Annotated in this window: 14 protein-coding genes; 13 read left to right on the top strand and 1 reads right to left on the bottom strand. The window is 38.0% G+C overall.

Features of this window, described 5'->3' with window-relative positions; genetic code table 11:
- Positions 1–190: 190 nt before the first annotated feature.
- The 3 genes from MHB44_RS17420 (at position 191) to yugI (ending at position 2,852) form a co-directional block, all read left to right on the top strand.
- Positions 191–742, top strand: a complete 552-nt coding sequence (locus tag MHB44_RS17420; RefSeq protein WP_341300186.1) for a sigma-70 family RNA polymerase sigma factor — start codon at positions 191–193, stop codon at positions 740–742.
- Entirely contained in the window at positions 735–2,387 is a 1,653-nt protein-coding gene (locus MHB44_RS17415) for a hypothetical protein (protein ID WP_341300185.1), read from the top strand. Before MHB44_RS17420 ends, MHB44_RS17415 begins: the two co-directional genes overlap by 8 nt.
- Before the next feature lie 87 nt (positions 2,388–2,474).
- Positions 2,475–2,852, top strand: a complete 378-nt coding sequence (gene yugI, locus MHB44_RS17410) for a S1 domain-containing post-transcriptional regulator GSP13 (protein ID WP_341300184.1) — start codon at positions 2,475–2,477, stop codon at positions 2,850–2,852.
- Positions 2,853–2,893: 41 nt separating this feature from the next.
- Here the strand turns inward: yugI and MHB44_RS17405 are convergent, their stop codons facing one another.
- The gene (locus MHB44_RS17405; protein ID WP_341300183.1) at positions 2,894–4,216 is read right to left on the bottom strand and encodes a sigma 54-interacting transcriptional regulator; all 1,323 of its coding nucleotides are present in this window, start codon (positions 4,214–4,216) and stop codon (positions 2,894–2,896) included.
- A 145-nt stretch (positions 4,217–4,361) separates the two neighbouring features.
- Here MHB44_RS17405 and pruA point away from each other — a divergent pair, with 145 nt between their 5' ends.
- From pruA to MHB44_RS17355, 10 genes are all read left to right on the top strand, one after another.
- Positions 4,362–5,906 (top strand): L-glutamate gamma-semialdehyde dehydrogenase, encoded by a 1,545-nt coding sequence (gene pruA / locus MHB44_RS17400; RefSeq protein ID WP_341300182.1) that lies wholly within the window; start codon positions 4,362–4,364, stop codon positions 5,904–5,906.
- A gap of 254 nt (positions 5,907–6,160) precedes the next feature.
- Entirely contained in the window at positions 6,161–7,354 is a 1,194-nt protein-coding gene (locus tag MHB44_RS17395; protein ID WP_053994964.1) for an ornithine--oxo-acid transaminase, read from the top strand.
- Between the two features lie 83 nt (positions 7,355–7,437).
- Positions 7,438–8,682 carry a Glu/Leu/Phe/Val dehydrogenase gene (locus MHB44_RS17390; RefSeq protein WP_053994963.1) on the top strand — a complete coding sequence of 415 codons (1,245 nt, stop codon included), beginning with the start codon at positions 7,438–7,440 and terminating at the stop codon, positions 8,680–8,682.
- Between the two features lie 643 nt (positions 8,683–9,325).
- Entirely contained in the window at positions 9,326–13,624 is a 4,299-nt protein-coding gene (locus MHB44_RS17385; protein ID WP_341300181.1) for an S-layer homology domain-containing protein, read from the top strand.
- Positions 13,625–13,823: 199 nt separating this feature from the next.
- Positions 13,824–14,333 carry a tail fiber protein gene (locus tag MHB44_RS17380; protein WP_341300180.1) on the top strand — a complete coding sequence of 170 codons (510 nt, stop codon included), beginning with the start codon at positions 13,824–13,826 and terminating at the stop codon, positions 14,331–14,333.
- Between the two features lie 13 nt (positions 14,334–14,346).
- Positions 14,347–14,847 (top strand): tail fiber protein, encoded by a 501-nt coding sequence (locus MHB44_RS17375; protein WP_341300179.1) that lies wholly within the window; start codon positions 14,347–14,349, stop codon positions 14,845–14,847.
- Positions 14,848–14,869: 22 nt separating this feature from the next.
- Positions 14,870–15,394, top strand: a complete 525-nt coding sequence (locus tag MHB44_RS17370; RefSeq protein WP_341300178.1) for a tail fiber protein — start codon at positions 14,870–14,872, stop codon at positions 15,392–15,394.
- A gap of 50 nt (positions 15,395–15,444) precedes the next feature.
- The gene (locus tag MHB44_RS17365; RefSeq protein ID WP_341300177.1) at positions 15,445–20,361 is read left to right on the top strand and encodes an S-layer homology domain-containing protein; all 4,917 of its coding nucleotides are present in this window, start codon (positions 15,445–15,447) and stop codon (positions 20,359–20,361) included.
- 870 nt (positions 20,362–21,231) lie between these two features.
- Positions 21,232–24,297, top strand: a complete 3,066-nt coding sequence (locus MHB44_RS17360; RefSeq protein ID WP_341300176.1) for an ATP-binding protein — start codon at positions 21,232–21,234, stop codon at positions 24,295–24,297.
- Complete coding sequence (locus MHB44_RS17355) at positions 24,294–25,400, top strand: response regulator (protein WP_341300175.1); 1,107 nt, start codon at positions 24,294–24,296, stop codon at positions 25,398–25,400. Before MHB44_RS17360 ends, MHB44_RS17355 begins: the two co-directional genes overlap by 4 nt.
- Positions 25,401–25,588: the final 188 nt, after the last annotated feature.

The following is a 25,588-nucleotide window of genomic DNA, read 5'->3' as shown; positions in this document are numbered from 1 at the left end:
AATCCTCCTTATAATACTAAAGTTTTATTTTACCGCAATATTTTTATAACACAAGCAAATATCTGAAAATTGATGATAGCTATTTCTAAAAGAGATACGAGTCATCTACTTTCTTTTTGCATAAATAGCAATTAAATTATGTAACAATTAAAAAGATTTCCTCGTTCCATAAACAAAAGGGGGGATTATTTTGATAGAGGCTGAATTAATCTTAAAAGCACAGCAAGGAGAGAAAGAGGCGTATATTGAGCTTATTCAAATTCATCAACGAACCGTAGAAAAGTTTGCCTTTCAATGTGGCGTACATAGCAATGATTTAGCAGATGTGTCACAGGAAGTATTTGTGAAGCTATATCGTTTTTTACATCAATTTAAGCAGGATCGTTTTACAACATGGCTCTATAAAATCACCTTAAATGCTACTCGTGATTATTATCGTAAGGAGCAACGGCAGCAAGCAAAAGAGCAAAAACTTCTTGCGCAACCACAGCGTACATCATCTTCCTCCGCAGAAGAATTTATGCTGTTATTTGAAGAGGATAGGCTGCTCCATCATGCCATTCAAGCCCTCGATGAAAAATATCGATATCCGCTTATATTGTATTACTTTCATGAATTAAAATACGAGGAAATTGCAGAGGTACTCAATATTTCATTATCAACGGTAAAGATGCGTTTATTACGAGCTAAGGAAAAGCTGAAGGTAGCATTAATACAGGAGGGGAATGTTGAAAATGGATGATAAACAATTTGAGAAACGTATGGAATTGTTGAAAAAGTCCTATGATCGTATGGAGCCAAAGCTAGACCCATATACAGTGCTCCAGCAAATTGAAGAAAATAATACAGCAGATACAATTTCCAAAGCTCCCTCTAAGCGGCAGAGAACAGCCGTTTGGGTTGCTAGTATTGCCAGTGTGCTCCTAGTGGGGATATTAGGAACATCCTATATGATCCAACAACCAGAAAGTCCTGCTACTAATGACAAACCGCTTGTTCAAGACGATGAAGATGAGCACTATAAAACTTATGAGGAATGGCTTGATAAGGTGGCAGAAAATTATCAGCGTCAAAAAGAAGAAATTAGAAAGGAATTAATGGTTTCTAAAGATGAGCTAAATGCCTTGCCATTTATTCAAAATGCTGATGCCTTATTGGACAACTATACAAGGGGTAAGCATTCGGCAGCATTGACTAAAGAGGAGTTGCAAAATCTTCAGGTCATAGAAAGGGATTTACTTAATGGCTTGCTAACTCCTAAAAGGGTATTTGCAACTATTAAGGAACAAAAGCAATTATCCTTCGATGACTCCTTTGAAATCTATTCTTTATATGAGCAACCTGCGATTCAGTTAGAATCATTTTATAGCGATTTACTTGAACCATATGAGCATTTGTTTAAGAAAAAAGTGCCTAGTAGCCAGTATCCATCAGATTTACAGGCTATTATGGAAGCAGCAAATAATCAGGCGATGGAGCTATATTTAAATGATGAGGGGTCCTATGCTTTTAAATCTAATCCCCTCAATGGAGAGTTTGCGTTTGATGAGGGAAAATATCTTCATCCTGATATTTTGGGCTATTTTGAGTCTTCCCAAAAGGGCTCTTTAGTAGATGAAGGGGATGAGTTGCGTTATACACGTGAGGAAACGGTGCAAACTTTACAAGTACTGGAGCGTACATTATTGACAGACACTAATCCAGGCTCCAACTATTATGGAGGGGTAAGACATAACCTTGAACATACATGGGCGACATTGCTAAAGGGGACATCAAAGTATCCTGCATTAGCAAAGGATGGAACGGTTAATAAAGCGTATATTACCTTTTTACAGGAAGTAAAGGATGGCAAGTATGGCAAGGTTGTACAACAAACTGCTGCAACCATTTTAAAGGAGCTACAGCAACAAAAGACGTCGCAAACCTTACATGAATTATCTGCCTATGATATTTGGCAAGACCTGCTACAAGCAAAAGGAGAAAAGGCAGGGTTTCGAAATTACGATCACTTTAGCTTTATCTATATGGATGAAGGAGAGGCTGAACAGATTCAGAAGCTCTACCAGCAATATGTTAAAAATGATGCTGAAGCATTTATTAATCAATTAAGCCCAATCAATATTGTGTTGCTGTATTTATACGCAATCACAATTGATGACCATGCCTTACAGCAAGCGTTAGTCATGCCAAATGTAACGCTGGATACAGGTCTATTCAGACAGATTGACAGCTTAGTCGATTTTAGTCAAGTGGGAGAGACGAATGCAAAAGGTCAGTATCCATTAGTATCTGTACGTCTAAAGCAGGACGTCGATAGTAAACCTATGCTCATTAAATTATCTAAAAATAATAAAGGCTATCCCCGAATCATTGGCATAGCGGATTAATGAGACGATTTTTTGCCCCGATTTTACACGTATGTTATAATCTAAGCGATATATACGTAGCAAACAAAAAGAAAGTGGGCAAAGGTTATGGCAAAAAAATATGAATTAGGAGACGTGTTGACCGGAAAAGTGACAGGTATTCAACCATACGGTGCATTTGTAGCACTGGACGACAATACACAGGGTCTTGTGCATATTTCGGAGATCACATACGGATTTGTAAAGGACGTTAGTGAGTTTTTAACTGTTGGGCAAGAAGTAGAAGTAAAAATTCTTGAAATCGATGAAGAGGCCGAAAAAATTAGTTTATCGATGAGAGCGCTTCAAGACCGTCCAACAACAGTACGCAAAAAAGATATACCACCACGTAAATCATTACAGGATCGCGTAGATGAGTCGGATGCCAATGGTTTTAATTCTTTAAAAGATAAATTACAGGACTGGATTGAACAATCAGGACACTAGAGGATAGGGATACTTTCGATGAGGAAGGTATCCCTATTTTTTTATTGCTTAGAATGTGTGTTGTTTTTGATTTTTCGGAGGCGATATTGCAGGTTTTGACGACTCATACCAAGTGCATTGGCTGCCTTTGTAATATTCCCCTCATATAAATTTAAGACATTTTGCACATAATAGGATTCGGCTTCACGTAAATAGGCATCAAGTGGCATCACATTATGATTTTGATGAAACATAAAAAATTCTGGCTCACGATTATTGGTATTTTGCTGCTGCACTTTAAAGCGGAAATGCAATGGCAATAAATCTGACGTAACGGTTGATTCGCTTGTCATAAATGACACAATTTCATCCAGCAATAGCTCAAGCTCCTTTAGATTACCTGGCCAATCGTATTGCAGAAATAATTCCTGAACATCCGGTGCAAGCTCCATGACCTGAGAGGCAAAGCGCTCTCGATGACGGCTAAAATAATCATCCACAAATGGCAGAATATCTTCCTTGCGATCGGTTAAGTTAGGAATCGTAATCGCCATCTTGGCAAAGAAATAATACAGTGATTTAGACAGCTTTTTTTCGGCAATTAATGTAATAGGGTCACTACCAACACTGCCAATGAGCATATATTTAGACTGTGGAAGAGATTGCAACATATCCAGTAGCTGTTCCTGAATGTCTAAGCTTAAAAAGTCAATGCGTTCAAAGAAAAATGTATAGTCTTTCTCTTCGTCTAACAAGCGCTTTAATTTATCAAGCACTGACTGAGCGGAGCGGCGACTAACAAGCGTAACAAAGGCTTCAGGGTCAGGAGAGGCCGCATGGTGAATACCTTCTGCCACTAAATCCTTCCCTGTGCCAGACTCACCAATTAATAATACAGGTAATTTGACAGCAGCAGCTTTTTTAGCATCTTCAATCACTTGCTGCATGGATTCAGAGGCTGCCTTAATCATATCGAATGTTAGTGGCTCATCATAACGACGGAGGGGCTGATAAACAAGCTTTTCAAGTGATGTAATATCTCGCGCAAATTCAATCGCACCAATTAGTTTATTTTCAACAAAGAGTGGAAAAGTATCATTGATGGTCGTGATTTCATGCCCGTTTTTATTCCAATAAGTTTGCTTTACGTTGATTTCTTTTTTGCCTGTTTGCAAGACACGCATTAATGTACTTTCATGCTGTCTAAAGGAAAACATTTCGATAATGGAGCGATCTGCAAGCTCATCAAAATGGAATCCTTCAATTTCTTTCATTTTTGTATTGTAAATAATTGTTTTGCCAGATAAGTCTACTGCATGAATGCCAACGGATACATTTGTTGCAATAAACTCATAAAAAGGTAGTAAGGGTTCAGAATTTTTCATAAAAATGTGCACCTCAAAAATTTTTTACTTGAAATATGCAACTAAATTTTGCATTATAATAAGTGTAAGAATATTTTATACGCAAAAATATTTTGCGTCAATGTTTTTTGCAGACCCAAATACATCTCACTAGGGAGGATTAAGTATGATTCCATACAAACACGAACCATTTACAGATTTTACACAAGAGGCGAACTATACTGCTTATGTAGAGGCTTTAAATAAAGTAGAGGGGTATTTAGGGCAAGACTACCCACTTATTATCGGTGGCGAGCGCATTACAACTGAGGATAAAATCGTTTCGTATAACCCTGCCAAGAAAACAGAAGTCGTGGGTCGCGTATCAAAAGCGAGCCAAGAGCTAGCTGAAAAAGCGATGCAAGAGGCAGACCAAGCATTTAAAACATGGAAAAAGGTGGATCCAGCTATTCGTGCAGACGTGCTCTTCAAGGCAGCAGCAATTGTCCGTCGCCGTAAACATGAATTCTCGGCTTTATTAACAAAGGAAGCGGGCAAACCATGGGCAGAGGCAGATGCCGATACAGCAGAAGCAATTGACTTTATGGAATATTATGCGCGTCAAATGCTCCGTATTAAAGACGGGCAACCCGTAGAAAGCCGTCCAGGTGAATATAACCGTTACGACTATATTCCATTAGGGATTGGTATTGTGATTTCTCCTTGGAACTTTGCCTTCGCGATTATGGCGGGTACAACGGTTGCAGCATTAGTAACAGGCAACACCGTGTTATTAAAACCTGCTTCGACAACACCAATTGTTGCGTATAAATTTATCGAAGTATTAGAAGAAGCTGGTCTTCCAGCAGGTGTGGTGAACTTTGTACCTGGTAGCGGTGCTGAAGTAGGGGACTACCTAGTAGATCATCCAAAAACACGCTTTATCAGCTTTACAGGTTCACGTGATGTTGGCTTACGCATTAACCAACGTGCCTCCGTTGTCAATGAAGGGCAAATTTGGATTAAACGTGTTATCGCTGAAATGGGCGGTAAAGATACAATCGTTGTCGATAAAGAGGCAGACCTTGAATTAGCTGCCCAATCCATTGTGAAATCAGCATTTGGCTTCTCGGGTCAAAAATGTTCCGCATGTTCTCGTGTAGTGATCGTAGAAGATGTGTATAACCAAGTAGTGGAGCGTGTGGTGGAGTTAACAAACACTTTAACAGTGGGCGATCCAACAGACTTTACTAACTTTATGGCGACGGTGATTGACCAAGCAGCGTTTAACAAAATTACGGAGTATATCGAAATCGGGAAAGGCGAAGGCCGTCTAGTTGCAGGTGGTACAGCAGACGATTCAGTGGGTTACTTCGTGCAACCAACTGTCTTTGCAGATGTAGACCCTTCTGCTCGTATTATGAAGGAAGAAATCTTTGGGCCAGTAGTAGCGATTGCTAAAGCAAAAGACTTCGACCATGCGATTGATATTGCAAACGATACAGAATATGGTTTAACAGGTGCTGTGATCACGAAAAACCGTATGAATCTTGAAAAAGCACGTGAAGAATTCCATGTGGGTAACCTGTACTTCAACCGTGGCTGTACGGGGGCAATCGTTGGCTACCAACCATTCGGTGGCTTCAATATGTCAGGGACAGACTCAAAAGCGGGTGGTCCAGACTACTTACAATTACACATGCAAGCAAAAACAACTTCTGAAATGCTTTAATTTTCATATTACTAATAGGGCTGATCAATTAAGTAGAAATTAAAGTATTTTAACAATAATTTGCAAAGTTTCTCCAGGTAATATTGCCACTGACTAAAACCGTAGACACTCATGAAAAGGTAGTTTACCTTGGAGAAGCTAGCAGATGTAGAGTTGACATTGATGCTAAATTTTAAGCATTCTACTTACTAAAGATACATAGTCCCTTCCTTCCATAGATTTTTTAACATGATTTTATAAGGAGAGAATAGAAGATGACAAAAACACAACAAGTGATTGAACAAACGCAAAATTTTGGTGCTGCAAACTATCATCCACTGCCAATCGTAATTTCAGAGGCTGAGGGTGCTTGGGTGAAAGATCCAGAAGGCAATAAATATTTAGATATGTTATCAGCATACTCTGCAGTCAACCAAGGACATCGCCATCCAAAAATTATTGCGGCTTTAAAAGAGCAAGCTGATAAAGTAACATTAACTTCACGCGCGTTCTACAGTGAAAACCTTGGTGAATGGTATGAGCTTGTTGGCAAATTAACAAATAAAGAAATGGTTTTACCAATGAATACAGGCGCTGAGGCAGTGGAAACGGCATTTAAGGCAGCTCGTCGTTGGGCTTATGATGTAAAAGGCGTAGAGGATGGCAAAGCTGAATTTATCGCATGTAATGGTAACTTTCATGGCCGTACGATGTTAGCGGTTTCGTTATCTTCTGACCCAGAATATCGCCGTGGCTTCGGCCCGATGCTACCAAATATCAAATTAGTGGATTACGGTGATTTAGACGCATTAAAAGCAGCGATTACACCGAATACAGCAGCATTTATGATGGAGCCAATTCAAGGTGAAGCTGGTATCGTTATTCCCCCAGAAGGCTTCTTAAAAGCAGCTCGTGAACTTTGTCGCGAAAATAATGTACTATTTATTGCTGATGAAATTCAAGCTGGTTTAGCGCGTACAGGTAAAATGTTTGCTTGTGATTGGGAAGAAGTAGAGCCAGATATGTATATCCTTGGTAAAGCATTAGGCGGCGGTGTATTCCCAATTTCTTGTGTAGCGGCAAACCGTGATATTTTAGGTGTATTTAACCCAGGTTCACATGGTTCAACTTTCGGTGGTAATCCTTTAGCATGTGCAGTTTCTATTGCATCTCTTAAAGTTTTATTAGATGAAAAATTAGCTGAACGTTCACATGAGCTTGGTGAATATTTCAAAGGTAAATTACAAGCTATTAACAATCCAGTGATTAAAGAAGTACGTGGTCGTGGTTTATTTATCGGTATGGAATTAACAGAGGCTGCTCGTCCATATTGTGAAAAACTAAAAGAGCTAGGTCTATTATGTAAAGAAACACATGATACAGTGATTCGTTTTGCACCACCACTTGTTATTTCACAAGAGGATTTAGATTGGTCAATCGAACAAATTGAAAAAGTATTTAAACTTTAACAAAATGTTCACATTTTAATTCGGAAGTATGTTACAATGATGCCGATATATTATCATTAAAAAAAACAAAGAGGCGATTTAATATGTCTGAAAACTTAAATCTGTTCACATCAACACAAGACGTCATTCAAGAGGCTTTAAATAAACTTGGCTATGATGAAGCAATGTACGAATTATTAAAAGAACCGCTTCGTATGCTACAAGTACGTATTCCCGTGAAAATGGATGATGGTACAACAAAAGTATTTACGGGTTACCGTGCACAACACAATGATGCAGTAGGACCAACTAAAGGTGGCGTTCGCTTCCATCCTCAAGTATCTGAGGAGGAGGTTAAAGCGCTTTCAATGTGGATGACATTGAAATGTGGGATTGTTGATTTACCATACGGTGGTGGTAAAGGCGGTGTCATTTGTGACCCACGTCAAATGTCTATGGGCGAAATTGAGCGTTTAAGCCGCGGATATGTACGCGCCGTAAGTCAAATCGTAGGGCCAACAAAAGATATTCCTGCGCCAGATGTATTTACAAATGCGCAAATTATGGCATGGATGATGGATGAATATAGCCGCATGGATGAATTTAACTCTCCAGGCTTTATCACTGGTAAGCCACTTGTACTTGGTGGTTCTCAAGGTCGCGACCGCGCAACAGCACAGGGTGTGACAATTGTTATTGAAGAAGCAGCAAAAAAACGCGGCATTGATATTAAAGGGGCACGCGTTGTGATTCAAGGCTTTGGTAATGCAGGTAGCTTCCTTGCAAAATTCATGCATGATTTAGGTGCAAAGGTCATCGGTATTTCAGATGCTTATGGTGCACTGCATGATCCTGAGGGTTTAGATATAGACTACTTATTAGATCGTCGCGATAGCTTCGGAACAGTAACAACTTTATTTGAAAATACAATTTCTAACAAAGAATTATTAGAGCTTGATTGTGATATTTTAGTACCAGCGGCTATTGAAAACCAAATTACTGCTGATAATGCACATCATATTAAAGCAAGCATTGTTGTAGAGGCAGCAAATGGTCCAACAACGGCTGAAGCAACAAAAATTTTAACAGAGCGTGGTATTTTACTTGTACCAGATGTACTAGCATCTGCTGGTGGTGTAACTGTTTCTTACTTTGAATGGGTACAAAATAACCAAGGTTATTATTGGACTGAGGAAGAAGTGGAGGAACGTTTATACAAAAAAATGGTTGAGGCATTTGACAATGTCTATACAACAGCAACAACACGCAATATCAATATGCGTTTAGCTGCATATATGGTAGGTGTACGCCGCACTGCAGAGGCTTCTCGCTTCCGTGGTTGGGTATAAACAACTAAAAACAAGCCGTTCTCCAAATAGGGAGGGCGGCTTGTTTTGTTTGAAGTAAACAGTGTGAAGAAATTAGCAAGCTTGCTATTTCTAAAAAAGATATCCATATTTGCACTAGTTCTCAGTAGACGTATTGGATTTTTTTTTATTTGTATGCATTAAATGTTCAAGGCGTTGCTCCAAAAGCTTTTTCTTCTCCAATCGTTCTTTTCTTACACGAATCATGCGTACAATCCACAATGTAACAATTATAATTCCGCATCCAATAATGAAATAAATAAGCATATACAAAATCCCTTTATTTTATGTAGTAATGTTTACTATACAAGTCCTGTCTATACAAAATCTGAACAATTTCTCTCTTGTATAGCTATGAAAATACTACCATAAACATACCTTTTTAATATATTAAATTTCTGCTTATTTAGGGCTTTTGAAATATTTTTATGCACTTTCTATATAAAGTACTAATTTTTAATAAAAATATATGAAATAAGATAATAAATTAGCATTTTATAAAAAATGTTCAGATTTTGTTTAGATAGGTTTTAGTAGATTGAAAGTGTCAAAAAAATAAAGGAGATGATAAAGATATAGAAAGTAATGCAACTAGAATCGTTTATTTGAAAGGAGCGGCAAGAAAATGAAAGTGATAAGTAAACAGCAAAAATTACGGCACCGTTTAGCAATGACAATGTTATCCTTTATACTTGTCATTAATGTGTTAACTGTTAGTGGAGTTCCTCTAAAAGTACAAGCAGCAACAAATACATTTTATGTATCATCTAACGGAGATGATATTAACGAAGGATCAGAGGAACAACCATTCGCAACAATTGAAAGAGCAGCAGAAGCAGTGGATACAAGTTCACCGGGGACAATTATTCTATTAAATGATATTACGCTAAGTGAGGGGTTATTGCTTAATGGTGCTACAGGTGGAAATGTTCAAGGAAAAGAATTAACCATTACCTCTAAAAGTGGTAATCGCTTTTCAATTATACGTGATGCAAGCTTTAATAATCATCATTTAATACATCTTTCAAGTGCAAATATTACTTTTAACAATATAATAATCGATGGAAATAATGTTGAAGTTCAAAATTACAATGGTATATATATACAGTCTAGTCCAGTTGCTTTTGAAAATGTCGAAGTTAAAAATCATTATATTCATGGCTCTAGTGGTGGTATAAGCGCTATTATGACTTATGGAAGTGGCGCAATAACTATTATTAGAAATGGCACAGTTATTAGAGATAATAACATAACAGGTAGAGTAAACGATAATCCTCCTTCAGTGTTAGGTGCTGGTTCAAGAGGAAGACTGATTATTGAGGGTGGGCTTATTACAAATAATACCGTTGAGGGAGATAGTAACGGTGTTATTGTTGGTATAGGGCTTTACCAAACTCCTTCATTTAAAATGGTTGGAGGACGCATTACAGGAAATCACTTATATGGCCAGGAATTAAATGGTAGTGAAACTGTTGGAAATGTAGCTGTTTATATGCGAGGTACTTCAGCGCAAGCTCGTTTTGAATTTGGCGGTACAGCCTATGTATACGACAATTTCAACAGTGCTGGTGAACAACGCAATGTCTTCTTAAAAAATGCAGCCGCTCGAGACAATGCTTATTTATCATTAGTAGAAAGCATGCAGGATGGGGCAAGAGTTGGCGTTTATGCAAATATTATGCCGACAGAAGCTAATCCAATTATTGATATTGCAGTAGGCTATGGTGGCTATACAGCAGTTGCGAATGATGCTATTTATTTTATCCCAGATAAGGCAACAGTAGCAGTTGTTGATTTTGAACCTAGCAGCAATAAAGTAATTTTAAGACCTATTCCACCAGAGCTTAATTCAGTTTGGTTAGATTTAACAACTGTTGATGGCAATGAAATTACATTAACATTTAGTGATAATATTCAATTAAATGATTTAGAAGGATTTACGATCACTGTTGGTGGAATACTTGTTACACCTACTTTGTATACGGTTGATGGTGATAAACTACTGGTAACGTTGCCAAATGAGCCAACAGCTGATATTCAATTGATTTACACAAAGGGTGCTCATGAAAATTTAAAAGGTCAAAATAATATAGCTGTTGAAGACTTTACATTTGACTATCACTATTCATTTGTAACAGCTCTTGCTATTACTTCTCCAGCAGGCACTCCAGCTCAAGTTATTGAGCCCCAGCCACAAATTACAGGTACTGTAGCAGCAGATTCAACAGTAAACGTGGTGATTAAAGACCAAAACGGTGATGTTGTAACAGGTGCAGGTGGTGTTGCAACGGTTGTTGGAGTCGCTTGGGAATTCACACCAAATATTCCTTTGTCGAATGGCGAGTATACAATCGAAGTGGAGGCAACAAAAGATGGTCAAAAGGTAACTGTAGAAAAGGGTATTACAGTGACTCTTGCGGATAAGACAGCACTTCAAAATAAAGTAACAGAGGTAGATGGGCTAATACCAGCACATTATACATCCGAAAGCTGGGCAGGATTAGAGCCTGAGCTAACAAATGCGAGAAATGTGCTAAATAATCCAACTGCACAACAGACAGAAATAGATGATGCGTTGAATGCATTAAATAATAAGGTAGCAGAGCTCGCCTTAAAAGTGCCAACATCAGCAACATTAAATTCAACAACCAATACCATCACTATTCCATTTGATTACAATATTATGGTAAATGGAACAGATGGATTTGTAGTTACTATTGATGGTCATAATATTGATCCATCTGATATTGATAGTATTACAGTTGGAGCAAATTCAAATACATTAGAGCTTACATTGGCATCTGCTATTTCATTATTACCTGATAGTAAAGTAATAGTAGACTATATAAAATCAGTACCTGCTAATGTAACAGGTCCACATGGCAAAGCCGTAGAGAATTTTTCAGTTGAGGTAGAAGACTCATATAGTGCAACGCTGCAAATTACACAACCTATTACATCAACAATTACTACATCCAATTCAACGTTCGGTGGAACGGTAGCAGCAAATACAACAACACCTTCCACGGTAAATGTTATCTTAACAGATGCAGCGAATAATCAAATACCAGGACAGACTACTGTAAATCCAACAACAGGAGAATGGACATTTGTGCCAGATACTGCCTTGCCAGATGGTACTTATACATTAACAGTAACTGCAACAGATGGTACACAAACAGCAACAAAGACAAAACCATTTACAGTTGCTACACAGCCAGTCGTTGGTCAAGGACTCAGTGCATTAACACCATCCATTGGCTCGTTAAGCCCAAGCTTCCAAACAGATACAACAGATTACACAATGAATGTCGGTTATCCAACATCAGCGATTGACTTTACAGCAATTCCAGTTGAAAGTAACGCAACGGTGACAACAACTGTAAATGGGCAGCCAGGCACACTCAATCAAATTCCGCTTCAGGTAGGCTGGAATACGATTGTTATGACAGTAACGGATGCAAACGGCAATGTGAAACAGTATACAATTAAAGTCTACCGTGAAGCAAGTTCGGGTAGCGGTGGCAATACGGGTGGAGGCGGTACAACAACGCCAGCACCAACCCCGACACCAGAAGCACCCAAAGAGACAAAAACAATTATCCACGTTGATTTAGAGGTGGATGGCGAACATCCACTGGAAAAAACAACGGTGGAAATTGAGCGCACAACCCATCCAGATGGTCGTGTGACAGACTTTGTCAACTTAACACCTGCCCAAGCTTTAGAGGCAGTAGAGAAGGCAAAAGAAATTGATAATACAATTGCACGTATTGTCATTCCCGATGTACAGGATGCCGTGGATCAAGTGACAGTGGAAGTACCGAAAGAATCCCTACAAATTTTACGTGACAATGGCTTAGATTTAGAAATTGCCACAGATAATGCGCATATTGCGATTCCAAATAGCTCGATGAATGGGGTAGCTGATAACTTCTATTTCCGTTTAGTCCCTGTGAAAAAAGAAAGCGAACGTCAGGCAATTGAAGAGCGTGCCCGTGCAGAGCGTGTGGTGCGTGAAACACTACAAAGCAATGATGTGCATGTGGTCGCACGTCCAATGACAATTGAAACAAACCTACCATCACGCCCTGTTGTGGTGACACTTCCATTAAAAGGTGTTGATCTGCCAACAAATGCAGCAGAGCGTCAAGCCTTTTTAGCTAGCTTAGCAATATTTATTGAACATACAGATGGTGAAAAGAAAGTCGTTCGTCCAGAAGTCGTGACGATGCAGGTTGGCAAACTAGGTCTGCGTTTCACAGTAGAGAAATTCAGTACCTTTACGATTATTCAGGTAGCCAAGGAAGCAGAGGGTACACATACCGCGTATATCCAGGGCTTCCCAGACGGCACATTTGGTCCGGATAAGAACGTAACACGTGCACAAGTAGCATTCATGCTAGCACGTATTTTAGGCTATACAGAGGAACAAGTAAATCAAGCACCCTTTAAAGATGTCCAAACCAATCATCCAGCAGCAGGTGCGATTGCATTTGTCAAGGAACAGGGTATCATGAACGGTGATAATGAAGGCAATTTCCATGCAGGCGCAAATATTACACGTGCGGAAATGGCAACGGTCGTGTCGAACTTCAAAGAACTGGCTGTGGAAGAAAATGTATCTTTAACATTTAAAGATACAAAAGGACACTGGGCACAGTGGATCATTGAAGCAAACCGTACAGCAGGCATTATCAACGGGTTAGAAAATGATCGCTTCGCACCAAATGCTGCCTTAACACGTGCGCAGGCAGTGGTGATGATCAATCGCATGTTTGATCGTGGTCCATTATATGGTGTAACAGTACCAAGCTTCCCCGATGTTAAAGGAACTCATTGGGCATTTAGTGAAATAGAAGAAGCAGCCAATACACATTCTTATTATATCGATGAGGATGGTAATGAGCAGCAGGCACAATAAGGAAACAGGCTAAGGACAACCCTTAGCCTGTTTTTTTATGTTGCATGAGTCATTACCATATAAAAGCATCGAAAGAGCTAGCGATAGACTATAGGTAAATTTGATCATTTTGGAGAAATTTTTAGTTTTTAACCTAATTTTAACCTTCTGAGAGTAATGTGCTGTGTAAACCAATACATTTTTAAAGGAGGATTTACGAATGGAGCCATATGTTGGGGAAATTCGAATGTTCGCAGGTAATTATGCTCCACAAGGGTGGGCTTTGTGTCATGGTCAACTTATGTCGATAGCTGAAAATGAATTGCTCTATTCCTTAATTGGTACAACTTATGGTGGGAATGGGCAAACAACATTTGCATTGCCCAATTTCCAAAGTAGGGTCGTGGTGCATCAAGGTCAAAATCCACTGACTAGCACAAATTTTGTGATGGGGCAGGCAGGAGGGGTAGAAACTGTTACTTTAACATCTGCTCAACTTCCTGCTCATACACATCAAGCAACAGCCTCTTCACTTGAGGGGACAGCTCCTAGTCCAGAAAATGCTGTGTGGGCAAAGGGTATACAATATTCTACTCAACCACCGACTAGCACAATGAATCCAACTATTATTTCAAGTGCTGGAGGAAGTACTTCTCATAATAATGTAATGCCCTTTTTGACAATTAGTTATATGATCGCGCTTTATGGTATTTATCCAATAATCGAATAGGGGGTATGAAAAGATGAGTGAACCATTTTTAGGGGAAATTAGACTATTTAGCTTTGGGGGAGTACCAAGAGGATGGATGAGATGTGATGGGCAAGTATTACAAATTAATACTCATCAAGCCCTGTATTCATTAGTAGGAGCCAATTATGGTGGGAACGGTGTTACGACATTTGCATTACCTGATTTAAGAGGGAGAGTGCCTGTGCATGTAGGAAATGGCGTTACGCTTGGACAAAAGGCTGGGGAAGAGATACACACATTAACGATTAATGAAATGCCAGCTCATAACCATGTTGTCAATGGTGGCTCAGAAAGTGCTACATTGAGAGCGGCTGCTGGTCATGTATGGGGAGCTTCTTTGAAAGATACTTATGAAACTGCACAGCCTAATACACAAATGAATATGCAAGCTTTATCAACAACAGGCAACTCACAGCCACATCAAAATATGCAGCCATTTAGTGTAGTAAATTATTGTATAGCGATTACTGGGATTTATCCAACAAGAAATTAAGAAAGAGAGAAGGTGAAGAAAAATGTCAGAAGCTTATATTGGAGAAATTAGACTATTTAGTGGTAATTTTGCGCCGAAAAATTGGGCTTTGTGTGATGGTCAGCTATTATTAATTGCCTCGAATACGGCATTATATGCTATTTTAGGCACAATATACGGCGGGGATGGTAAGGCAACCTTTGCGTTACCGAATTTAAATGGTAGGGCAGCGATTCATCAAGGCGCAGGGACAGGACTAACGCCAAGAAATGTAGGAGCATCTGGAGGTACAGCTACTGTTACTCTATTAACAACCCAAATGCCTAGTCATAACCATCTAGCTACTTGTAACAATACTCAGACATCAAATACTGACCCCACAGGAGCAATATGGACAGAACAACAAGGGAGGGGCTCTGTTCCTGCCTATACAACACAAGCAAACACACAAATGAATGTATTAGCGATTAATATAACTGGTGGGAATCAACCACATAATAATATGCAGCCATATTTAGGGCTAAACTTTATTATTTGCTTAAGTGGGGAATGGCCTCCTAAAGGTTAGGAATGAATGAAATGAAAGGTGTGAAATCATTAAGAGGGAGCAGTATAAAAATGGGAAAAAAGATACTAATCATAACTTTATGTTTGCTATTAATTGTTTCTAGCCAATTGACAAGTATCTTGTTTGTTTCGCCTTTAACAGCAGAGGCAGCTAGTTGTGGAACAGCTAATTATCCAGCATGTGTGCAGGATTTAACACAGGCTAATTGGAAAGATGATACAACGAATGGATTTGAAGTATCTGGAATTTATGGTAATGATGGTATTAGTTTGTTTCGTTATAATAATGATCCTAATTACCCTGCTGGTTATTATTTTGACGCAGATGAACGTGCAACACCAAAATCCATTAAAATTTCAGCAGGGGAGGGGTTTGCTGGTGGTATTTTTGATTTACAAACGCTAACGATTAATACAATGAATGTCCACGATGAAGATGGCGTTTTTACTTTATCCATTCAAGGACTTGATACAGCAGGAAATCCTAAGGGAAGCCCAGTATCCTTTTCGACAGTTAAATATCAAGGTCCTGTATATAACATACCTGTTAATTTAGAAGGGATTAATGCTTTTGTGATTACCGTGAGTGTTCAATATATAGATACTGTACAAGCGGGTTTATGGGATTTGACATTTACACAATTTACGATTGATATTCCAGCTAATAATCCGCCAACAGTATCAACAGGGGCTATTACTGCTTCCAATATTACTGCAACAGGCGTGACATTGGGCTGGACTAAGGCATTTGATGATATAACAGCTCAAGAGAATTTAGCATATCGTGTCTATCAATCTAGTAGTAACAATATGGATACGGTGGATGCCATTGAAGCAAATGGGACACCATTAGAAAATGACTATACGAAAGATATTCATTCTTTTAATGTGACAGGACTTACAGCTAACACAACCTATTATTTTAATATTATTGTACAAGATGCGGATGGCAATAAAAGTGCCTATACAACACAGCAGGTCACAACGCTTCCATTAAATAGACCGCCAACATCCAGCAATGGAACTGTGAATGTAAACGAAGGGCAAGTATATATATTTAACAGCGCTTCCTTTGCATTTCATGATGAGGATGCTGGCGATAGTTTGCAACACATTCAAATTGTAACCATCCCGAATAGCGGACAGCTTTATCTTGATGATAATAACAATCAGCAAATGGATGCTGGGGAAGCTCTGTCAAATGGAGCAACGATTAGCAAGGTTGATTTAGATGCGGGGAAATTAAAATATCTAACAGAAAATAGCTCTTCCTCATCTTTTTTATTTATAGTAAGTGACGGTAGTGATGATAGCAGTGCTTATACGATGAACTTAGCTGTTAGTACACGTCCTGCTGTAACAATTTCATCAGCAGTACCTAGTCCAACAAATAGCAGTCCAATTCCCATCAGTATTGTTTTCAGTGAGTCTGTGACTGGTTTTACATTGGGGGATATAGCTATGACAAATGGAACTGTTCAATCCCTTACAGGGGGTGGGACCTTATATGTTGCGCAAATAGTACCGAGCGCAGATGGCACTGTAAAAATCCAAATTCCTGAAAATATTGCGACTACAAGCAGTGGGGCATTCAATCAAGCATCCATAGAGTTCGAAATAATCTCTGATCGTACCCCACCTACAGATATTATGCTGAGTAATAGCACTGTACAGGAAAAGAAGTCCATTGGTACAACTGTTGGCACATTGACGGCAACGGATTCAGGAGGCCCTCAAGCCTTTACGTATTCACTAGTATCAGGTGATACAAATTTCTTTGAGATTGACGGCAATGAATTAAAAACGACAACGGTATTCACCTATGATGCGAAAAATAATTATCAAATTACGATTAGAGTAACAGATGGGGCTGGCAATATATTCGAGAAGGAATTGACAATCGAAATTACGAAAAATCATCCACCAATGGGCTCTATTACGATAAATAATGGAGCAGGTTATACAAGTTCTACTAATGTAATCTTAACAATGACGGCAAGTGATACAGAAGGAGAAGCAATCACAATGCGCTTTTCAAATGATGGTACTACATGGTCTAGTTGGGAATCATATGCATCGACGAAAAGTTGGACATTAACAAATGGTGATGGTAGTAAAACCATTTATATGCAACTAAAAGATACCACTGATAATATATCAAATACATTATCAAATACAATTATATTAGATACAACACCGCCAGTCATAACAGGCGTTACGAATAGTGGTGTGTATAACGCAGATGTAACAATTAGCTTTAATGAAGGAACAGCTACATTAAATGGAGCATCCTTCACAAATGGAACGACAATAAGTACATCTGGAAATTATACTTTAGTAGTAACAGATAACGCAGGTAACACAATAGCTATTACATTTGTCATTGATAAAACACCGCCACAAGCAACAGAGGTCAACATTCAGTCCAATCATGTAGACCCGACAAAGGCTAAAATAGGCGATACAATTACGTTAACAGTGGAAACTGATGAAAATATCCAAGCACCAGTGATGACGATTGCAGGAAATATGGCAACTGTTAATGGAGCGACACGAAATTGGCAAGCAACATATGTTATCAAAGAGGGCGATATCGAGGGAGCAGTGCCCTTCACATTGAATTTTCAAGATTTACTAGGTAATTCGGCAATAGAGGTAACAGCCGTTACGGATGGAAGCTCCGTTATAGCAGATAGTACAAAGCCAGCTTTAGATCAGGTAACGATGACCTCTAATAATGCCAATCCAGTAGTTGCAAAAATAGGTGACATCATTACACTAGATGTTGTTGCGAGTGAGGATATTCAAATGCCACTTGTAACGATTCAAGGGCAACCTGCAAATGTAAATGATAAAGATGATGGCGATGCCAAGACTTGGCAGGCAAGCTATACATTGCAGTCAGGAGATGCTGATGGCGCTGTTTATTTTACAATTGATGTTCAAGATTTAGCAGGGAATTTAGGTTCACAAGTAACGGAGGTTTCTGCTGGAGCAATTGTGAGAGTAGATAAAAATCCACCACAAGCAACGATGTATTCTCCAGCCCATCAGGCAATGGATATAGAGCCTACAGATCATCTAGTATTAACATTTGATAAGAATGTTGTACCTGTAGCAAGCAAAAATATTGTAATTCGCAATGCTTCAGACAATCAAATAATTGAAACAATTGAGGCTACACAAGCAAATGTTTCAGTAGCAGATAACATTGTAACGATTAATCCTACAATGGATTTCGTCTATCAGACAATGTATAGCATCGAAATTGAGGCAGGGGCATTTATAGACCTTGTGGGTAATGCTTATGAAGGTATTATAGATCATACGATATGGAATTTTACGACAAAGGCACAGCCAACATACACGGTTACGTATGTAGGTAATGGAGCTGAGGGAGGAAACGTTCCAATCGATTTGAAACAGTATCAAACGCAAGAAACAATTACTATTTTAGGGAATACAGGGAATCTGGTGAAAGCAGGATATACTTTTGTAGGATGGAATACGAAGGCTGATGGTAAAGGGGTTATGTATAAAGCTGGGCAAACAATGCAGATGGGAGAAGAGGATGTGGTATTGTTTGCTTTATGGTCGAAAAATACTATACCAAATAATAATGGGGGATCATCGACTTCAAGTCCAGACCCAGTTACTCCAAGTGATCCATCCCATGTAAGTATTATAGACCCAAACAATTTAGACAAAGTATTAGCGCAAGCTATTGTAACGCGTGAAGACAACAATGGTAGTTTGATAGATACCATCAATGTTACTGCAAACAATATAGATGAACTGTTACAACAGCTAATGAACAGAGAAGATAGAAGCTTTAATATTGTGATCCCAGACTCAGAACCATCGGCTAATGAAACAAAAGTAATACTTGCGAAGGAAGCGGTTGAACGATTGGTCGAAGGTAAGCTAAACTTTGGGATAACGATGGGAACTGTTAAAATTGAAGTTCCGTTTACTTCAATAACGGATTTTAATGAGGCTATCTATTTCTATATTACCCCTGTAAAGGATACATCATTACAGAATGCTATTGAAGAACGCGCTCAACAAAGAAATAATTCACAGCTAGCGCTTATGGGTCAACCAATAACGATTACGACAAATCTACAAAATCGTGATGTAACATTATTACTACCGTTACCAATAAATCTGTCATCCATACAGCAGGAAAATATACTAGTGTATGTAGAGCATAGTAATGATACAGTTGAATTTCTACATGATGGACGCTTAGTGGAATTCGATAAGGAGCAAGTAGGTGTTGCCTTTGATGTCCAGCATTTCTCTACTTTTTCTTTATTATATAGAGAACAGGAAGATGAAATAGAACAGGAACCAATAGAGCTAGAGAGAAAGCCTGCCCCATATATTCAAGGCTATGAGGATGGTACTTTCCGTCCAAATGCAAAGGTTACACGTGCACAAATGGCGGCCATGCTGGCAAGGAATTTAAGTGACAATCATGTACCAGCAGCATCCCAGCTATTTTATAAAGATGTAGCCGATTCATGGGCAAAAAATGATATTGAATATATTCGAACAAAAGAGATTATGCAAGGACTTGGCGACTATTCTTTTGGGCCAAATGATAGTATGACAAGAGCCCAAATGGCAGTCATTGTGATACGCTGGATAAATAAACAATGCACAGAGGTATCTACAGCTATTCCGTATTGTGAAATGGCGGCAAACGATACCACGTATACAGATGTAGCATCAACACATTGGGCAGTAAATGAAATTGAGCGTATTAGTCAAATGGGCATCATGGTTGGTTCAGGTGACGAACAATTCAAACCAGAGGAGAAGCTAACACGAGCACAAGCAGTAAAGGTGTTGAATCGAATCTTTGCTCGTTCAATCTCGACAGAAGAAAAGGAACAAATTTTCAAGGATATTCCGAAAGGACATTGGGCGTTCTTTGAAATTCAAGCAGCTACAGCGAAATAACTTAAAAATAACCAGCATGCTAATGGGTTAGATAGTCATCTAACGTTTAGCATGCTTTTCTTATTGGCAGCAATTATTACTCAAAGTAACTATGTTGGATGGACGAATGATGAGGAATCAAACTGAAGGTATGCGTCTATTATTGTCTACCTACAGGTTACACAAGCTACTTTTAATAATATTCTTTCAATTGTACTAGCTTTTATGATGTTGATTAAGATTTTTCTATTGTTTGATGTAGTAATTCCGATATACACAAAATTAGACAAATAGTTTATCCCTTATCGTGAATAACAAGGTAATTATTATTTAGAGATAACTTAGCGTGTAAGAGTACAAAATTAAACGATGTTAGAAAGATAGGCAGAAAATCTCACCAATGTCTGTTTTTCTATCCGATAAAAGAAATGGCCCTTAACATACGCAAAAATGCTGTGCTTTTAGTACAAAATATACAATCAAAAATAAATTTTAACAGGGAACATAAGTTTTGTTCAGATTTTGTTCAGGTACTTCTTGATAGACTTATTAGAAAAAGCATGAGGCTGAGTTTTTATAATGAAGGGAAGAACAAGTACTGAAAAATAGTATAGTCCTACAATCAGCCATGGCTACGATAATAGCAACTAGGGCGTAAACGTTTATTGTAAATATCGATAAAGAAGTATTGAGAGATGTGAAATCGACCTTCTATTATTAGAAAGAGGTCAATGCGTTATTTGAACGTGGTTTTGTCTCTGGCTGTCCAGAAACCTATGGGATTATTAATGCTTGCTCAGGCTGGGGGATTGCTCATCTTCATTATAAAGGAGTAAACCCAGAGAAATTCTATTTGAATGTTAATGGGTGCGATGGATAAGGGGCATGAATATGAAAAAAAATATTGTTATAACAGTTGGTATTATGATGCTATTTGCTATCGTTTTCATAATCGGAAATGGCCATTATTTTAAAAAAAGTAATGCACCGATCGTGAAGCAAGGAGTGGCGATTGTAACGAGCGAACAACTTGAAAATAATAAAATGATTAAGCTGAATGGCGAATGGTTCTTTTATCCGAATGTATTGTTATCACCCCAGCAGTTGTTAAATGGCTATACGAATCAACCTATATTGTTAAAAGTTCCTGATAAGTGGGCTGGGGATTTTCAGTTAGATGAGGAGGGACCTATTATAGGAACCTATCATCTTAAAGTAAAGGTTCCAGTAGAAGATCAATATGGTTTGTTTTTTTGGGGTATCCATAAATCTAATCGAGTTTTTATAAATGGCATTGAGGTTGGCGGAAAAGGAAATCCCGATACATCTTTTGCAGAGTTTCGATCAGAGAATGATGATAAATTTATGGTCATTGGGCAAAGTGAGGAGCAAGTACTGGATATTTTGATACAGGTAGCCAGCTTTAAGGAATTCCCCAATTCAGGAATTGTTGAGTCTGTTGAATTTGGAACAAGGGATACGATACAGCATTTTTATGACAGAAAAAGATTAACGGATATATTAGCGATTGCTGGTTATATTGTCTTCGGTATCATTTATCTGATTAGCTATGGACAAAATCGCAAGCGGAAGGAAGAATTATTTTTTGGGCTGTTTATGATCTTAATGGGCTTTCATGCCTCCTTTATTAGTATGAAAATTTTCTTTCAAATTGTGCCGATAGGATTGACTACCAACCAGTTACAATTCCAATTGGGTATTATTCCCCTGTTAAATATCTGTATGGTACTTTTTCTTTATACCATGTACCCGCAGATGACAAGTAAGAAAGTGGTTTATACATTGGTTAGTTTTCTAAGTTTTATTTTTTTTATCTACGGTATTTATAATCCTTTTTCTTCTGATATAAGTGAGATGACTAAACGTACGCAGGTTATTCAACAAATCACATATTTACTGTTGATAATACCAGGAATTGGCTATATAGCATTGATTTTAATTCGTATTATTTTGCGGAATTTAGAGGGAGCTTCGTATGTATTAATCGTATTTATGGCAACCTGCTGCTATTCAATATTAATGATTGTGTATATTTTAACAGAAATCTCTGTCGATTATAGTGGGTTAGTGCTTTTTTTATGTATACTAGTGGGCTTTTCCTTATTATTAAATTATCGTACAAATGCTACGTTTACGAAACAAGAAGCGCTTACAGAAGAATTGCAAATACATAATCATATGAAGGATGAATTTTTGCTAAAAACATCCCATGAATTACGCACACCTTTAAATGGCATCTTAAATCTATCAAAATTATTAATGGAAGGTGCAGAAGGGTCTTTAAAACGAAATCAGCAGGAGCAAGTGATATTAATTCACAATATAACACAGCGCTTAGGAGAGATAGTGGAAGATTTATTATTTTCATCTAATCATAATATATCAGGAGAGCTACGTGTGTCGCCTCGTGTTGTACCAGTCAGCATTATAAATGATGTAGTAACAGAGATACGTAGTGTGATGTCTGCTAATAGTTATGTACGATTACTTGTGGAAGTAGATATGACATTATCACCTATGCTGACGGATGAATTGCGCTTTAAGCAGGTATTATACAATCTGTTGCATAATGCTCTCCAACACACCGAGCTTGGGGAAGTTATTGTAACGGCTTATCAGCGACAACAACATATGGTAATTGAAGTGAGTGATACTGGGAAAGGAATACCTGCTCAGGATTTAGAGCATATCTTTACAGCATTTTATCGGGTAAAAAATGAGCATTATCAGGAAGGGCTTGGGTTAGGATTAAGTATTGCCAAAAATATTGTAGATAAATTAAATGGGACGATTGATGTCAAAAGTACCCTTGGTGAAGGCACTACTTTTACCTTTACAATGCCACTTGCCACAAAGAGTCAAATAGATTCAGAAGCTTCACCTGTTACTACTGAACAAATGCCATCAGCAATACTACAGCTTGAGCTACCGTTGATCCATCAAGGTAACGATAAAAAAATACTTGTTGTCGATGATGAACATTTCAATATAAAGGTGTTAACGGATGCATTGGCTTTAAAGGGCTATACAGTGATTGGGGTGGATAATGGCTTTGCTGCTATTGACTACATCAAAATAAATCAAGTGGATTGTATGCTAGTCGACTTAATGATGGAGGGCATGTCAGGCTATGAATTATGTAAGCAGGTGCGCAAGCAATATGATATGTTAGAGCTTCCGATTATTGTGTTAACGGCTATTATGAAGCATTCTGACTTCATGTTAACTTTGCAACTAGGAGCCAATGATTACTTACAAAAGCCTATAGCGATGGATGAATTGCTATTACGCATTGAATCATTATTAGCTGTTCGACAATCATCCTTAGATGCAATTGAAGTTGAAATGAATAATTTATATTCACAGGTGACACCCCATTTTGTTTATAACACACTTACGACAATTATTGGGTTGAGCTATACGGATATGGAGAATGCAAGGGAGGCGCTATATTGTTTAACAACCTACTTCCGTGCAAAGCTTAATGTACATTCTCGCAACAACATGATATTGCTTGAAGAAGAAATAGAGCTTGTAAAGGCATATCTTGCTATTGAAAAGATGCGGTTTGGTGAACGTTTAACTATTAAATATAATATTGATGAATCTATACAATTGATGATACCAGCATTATCACTTCAGCCTTTAGTGGAGAATGCTGTTTTTCATGGTATTTCCAAAAAGTCAGAGGGCGGTACAATTGAGGTGAGTGTCCAACGCGAGGGGCAATTTGTTCAGATTAAAATATATGATAATGGAGTCGGTATACCTGCTAAAAAATTACAACAATTAATGAATGAAGAAAGCCCGCGCATTGGTTTTACAAATCCACTTAAAAAATTTAGATTAATGAAAAATGTGAGCCTTCGTTTATATAGCAAGGAGGGGAAGGGAACAACAATTTTAATACTCTTACCTGAGGGGGATGACGCATGAATATTATTATTATAGATGATGAAAAAATAGTTATTGATGCTTTACGTTTCACTTTAGAGCAACTTACACAGTTTCAGATTTCTATTAAAGGAACATTTACCAATGCAAATGATGCACTGCAATTTTTAAAAAGAGAAACAGTCGATGTTGTTTTTTTAGATATAGAAATGACGGACGTGCATGGCTTACAGGTAGCAAAGCAATTAATCATGAATTCCGCTGTTCAAATAATATTTGTAACAGCACATGCACAATTTGCAGTAGATGCATTTGATATAGAGGCAACGGACTATTTATTAAAACCTGTCCATGAGAAACGCTTGATTAAGGCATTGATGAAAGCACAGAAGAGGCTGCCACCACAAGGCAATGTCAAAAAAGAGAGCAAAGAGCATCTCTTTTATGCACATACACTCAATCACTTTTATTTATTGGATGCCCAACATGAGGTGATCAAGTGGCGTACAAGAAAGGTGCGAGAACTATTTTTATATTTATGGTTTCATCGAAAAAAGCCCATGCTTAATGTTGTCATAATAGAGGAGCTTTGGCCTGATTTAGAATTTGAGAAGGCCGCTAGTAACTTGCATACAACTGTTTATCTATTGAGAAAGGTGTTTAAGGACAATGGTATTCAAGAGCCAATTGTACTAGTCAATAATCAATATCAACTAAATGTGGAGGTTACCAGTGATTATGATAAGTTGATTAGTTTACTGGATCAGGAAAGACATGATGACCTATCTATCCAGCAACTTTTAAATTGTTATGAGGGTGATTTTTTAGCGGAAGAGGGCTATCTTTGGGCTATTCAAACCCAGTTGCGATTAAAGCGTGTAGTTTTACAAGTGCTCGAAATGTATGTGACTACAGCAAAATCTAATAATGCCTTACTAAAATTAAATTGTTTACAAAAGATGCTAGAGCTAGATGAGTTTAATGAATATTATATGTTTCTACTACTAAAATTTTTAATTGCACAAAACAAAAAACAGGATTGCATAGAGTGTTATGAGAGCATAGAACAGAAATTATCCAAAATCGGAATTTTAGTGCCAGAGGAAATTCATCGTATTTATCATACATATATAAGGCAATCCTAAATCTTTGGATGCTACAGTAAAATTGAAAGATGTAGGGAAGGGCGTGAAATGATCTCCACTGATGAGTGTACCTGCCACGCTGTTTAAAAGCTTACTGCTTGTATTTATGGTATAAAATTTTAAAAAAAGATATAATATCTTCTTGTTATATCAATCAATGGACAATTCAAGCCAGAGGAGAAGTATAT

The sequence above is a fragment of the Lysinibacillus sp. FSL H8-0500 genome (assembly GCF_038051955.1).
In the GTDB taxonomy this organism is placed as follows: Bacteria; Bacillota; Bacilli; order Bacillales_A; family Planococcaceae; genus Lysinibacillus; species Lysinibacillus macroides.
This window is presented reverse-complemented; position numbering and strand designations above follow the sequence as displayed.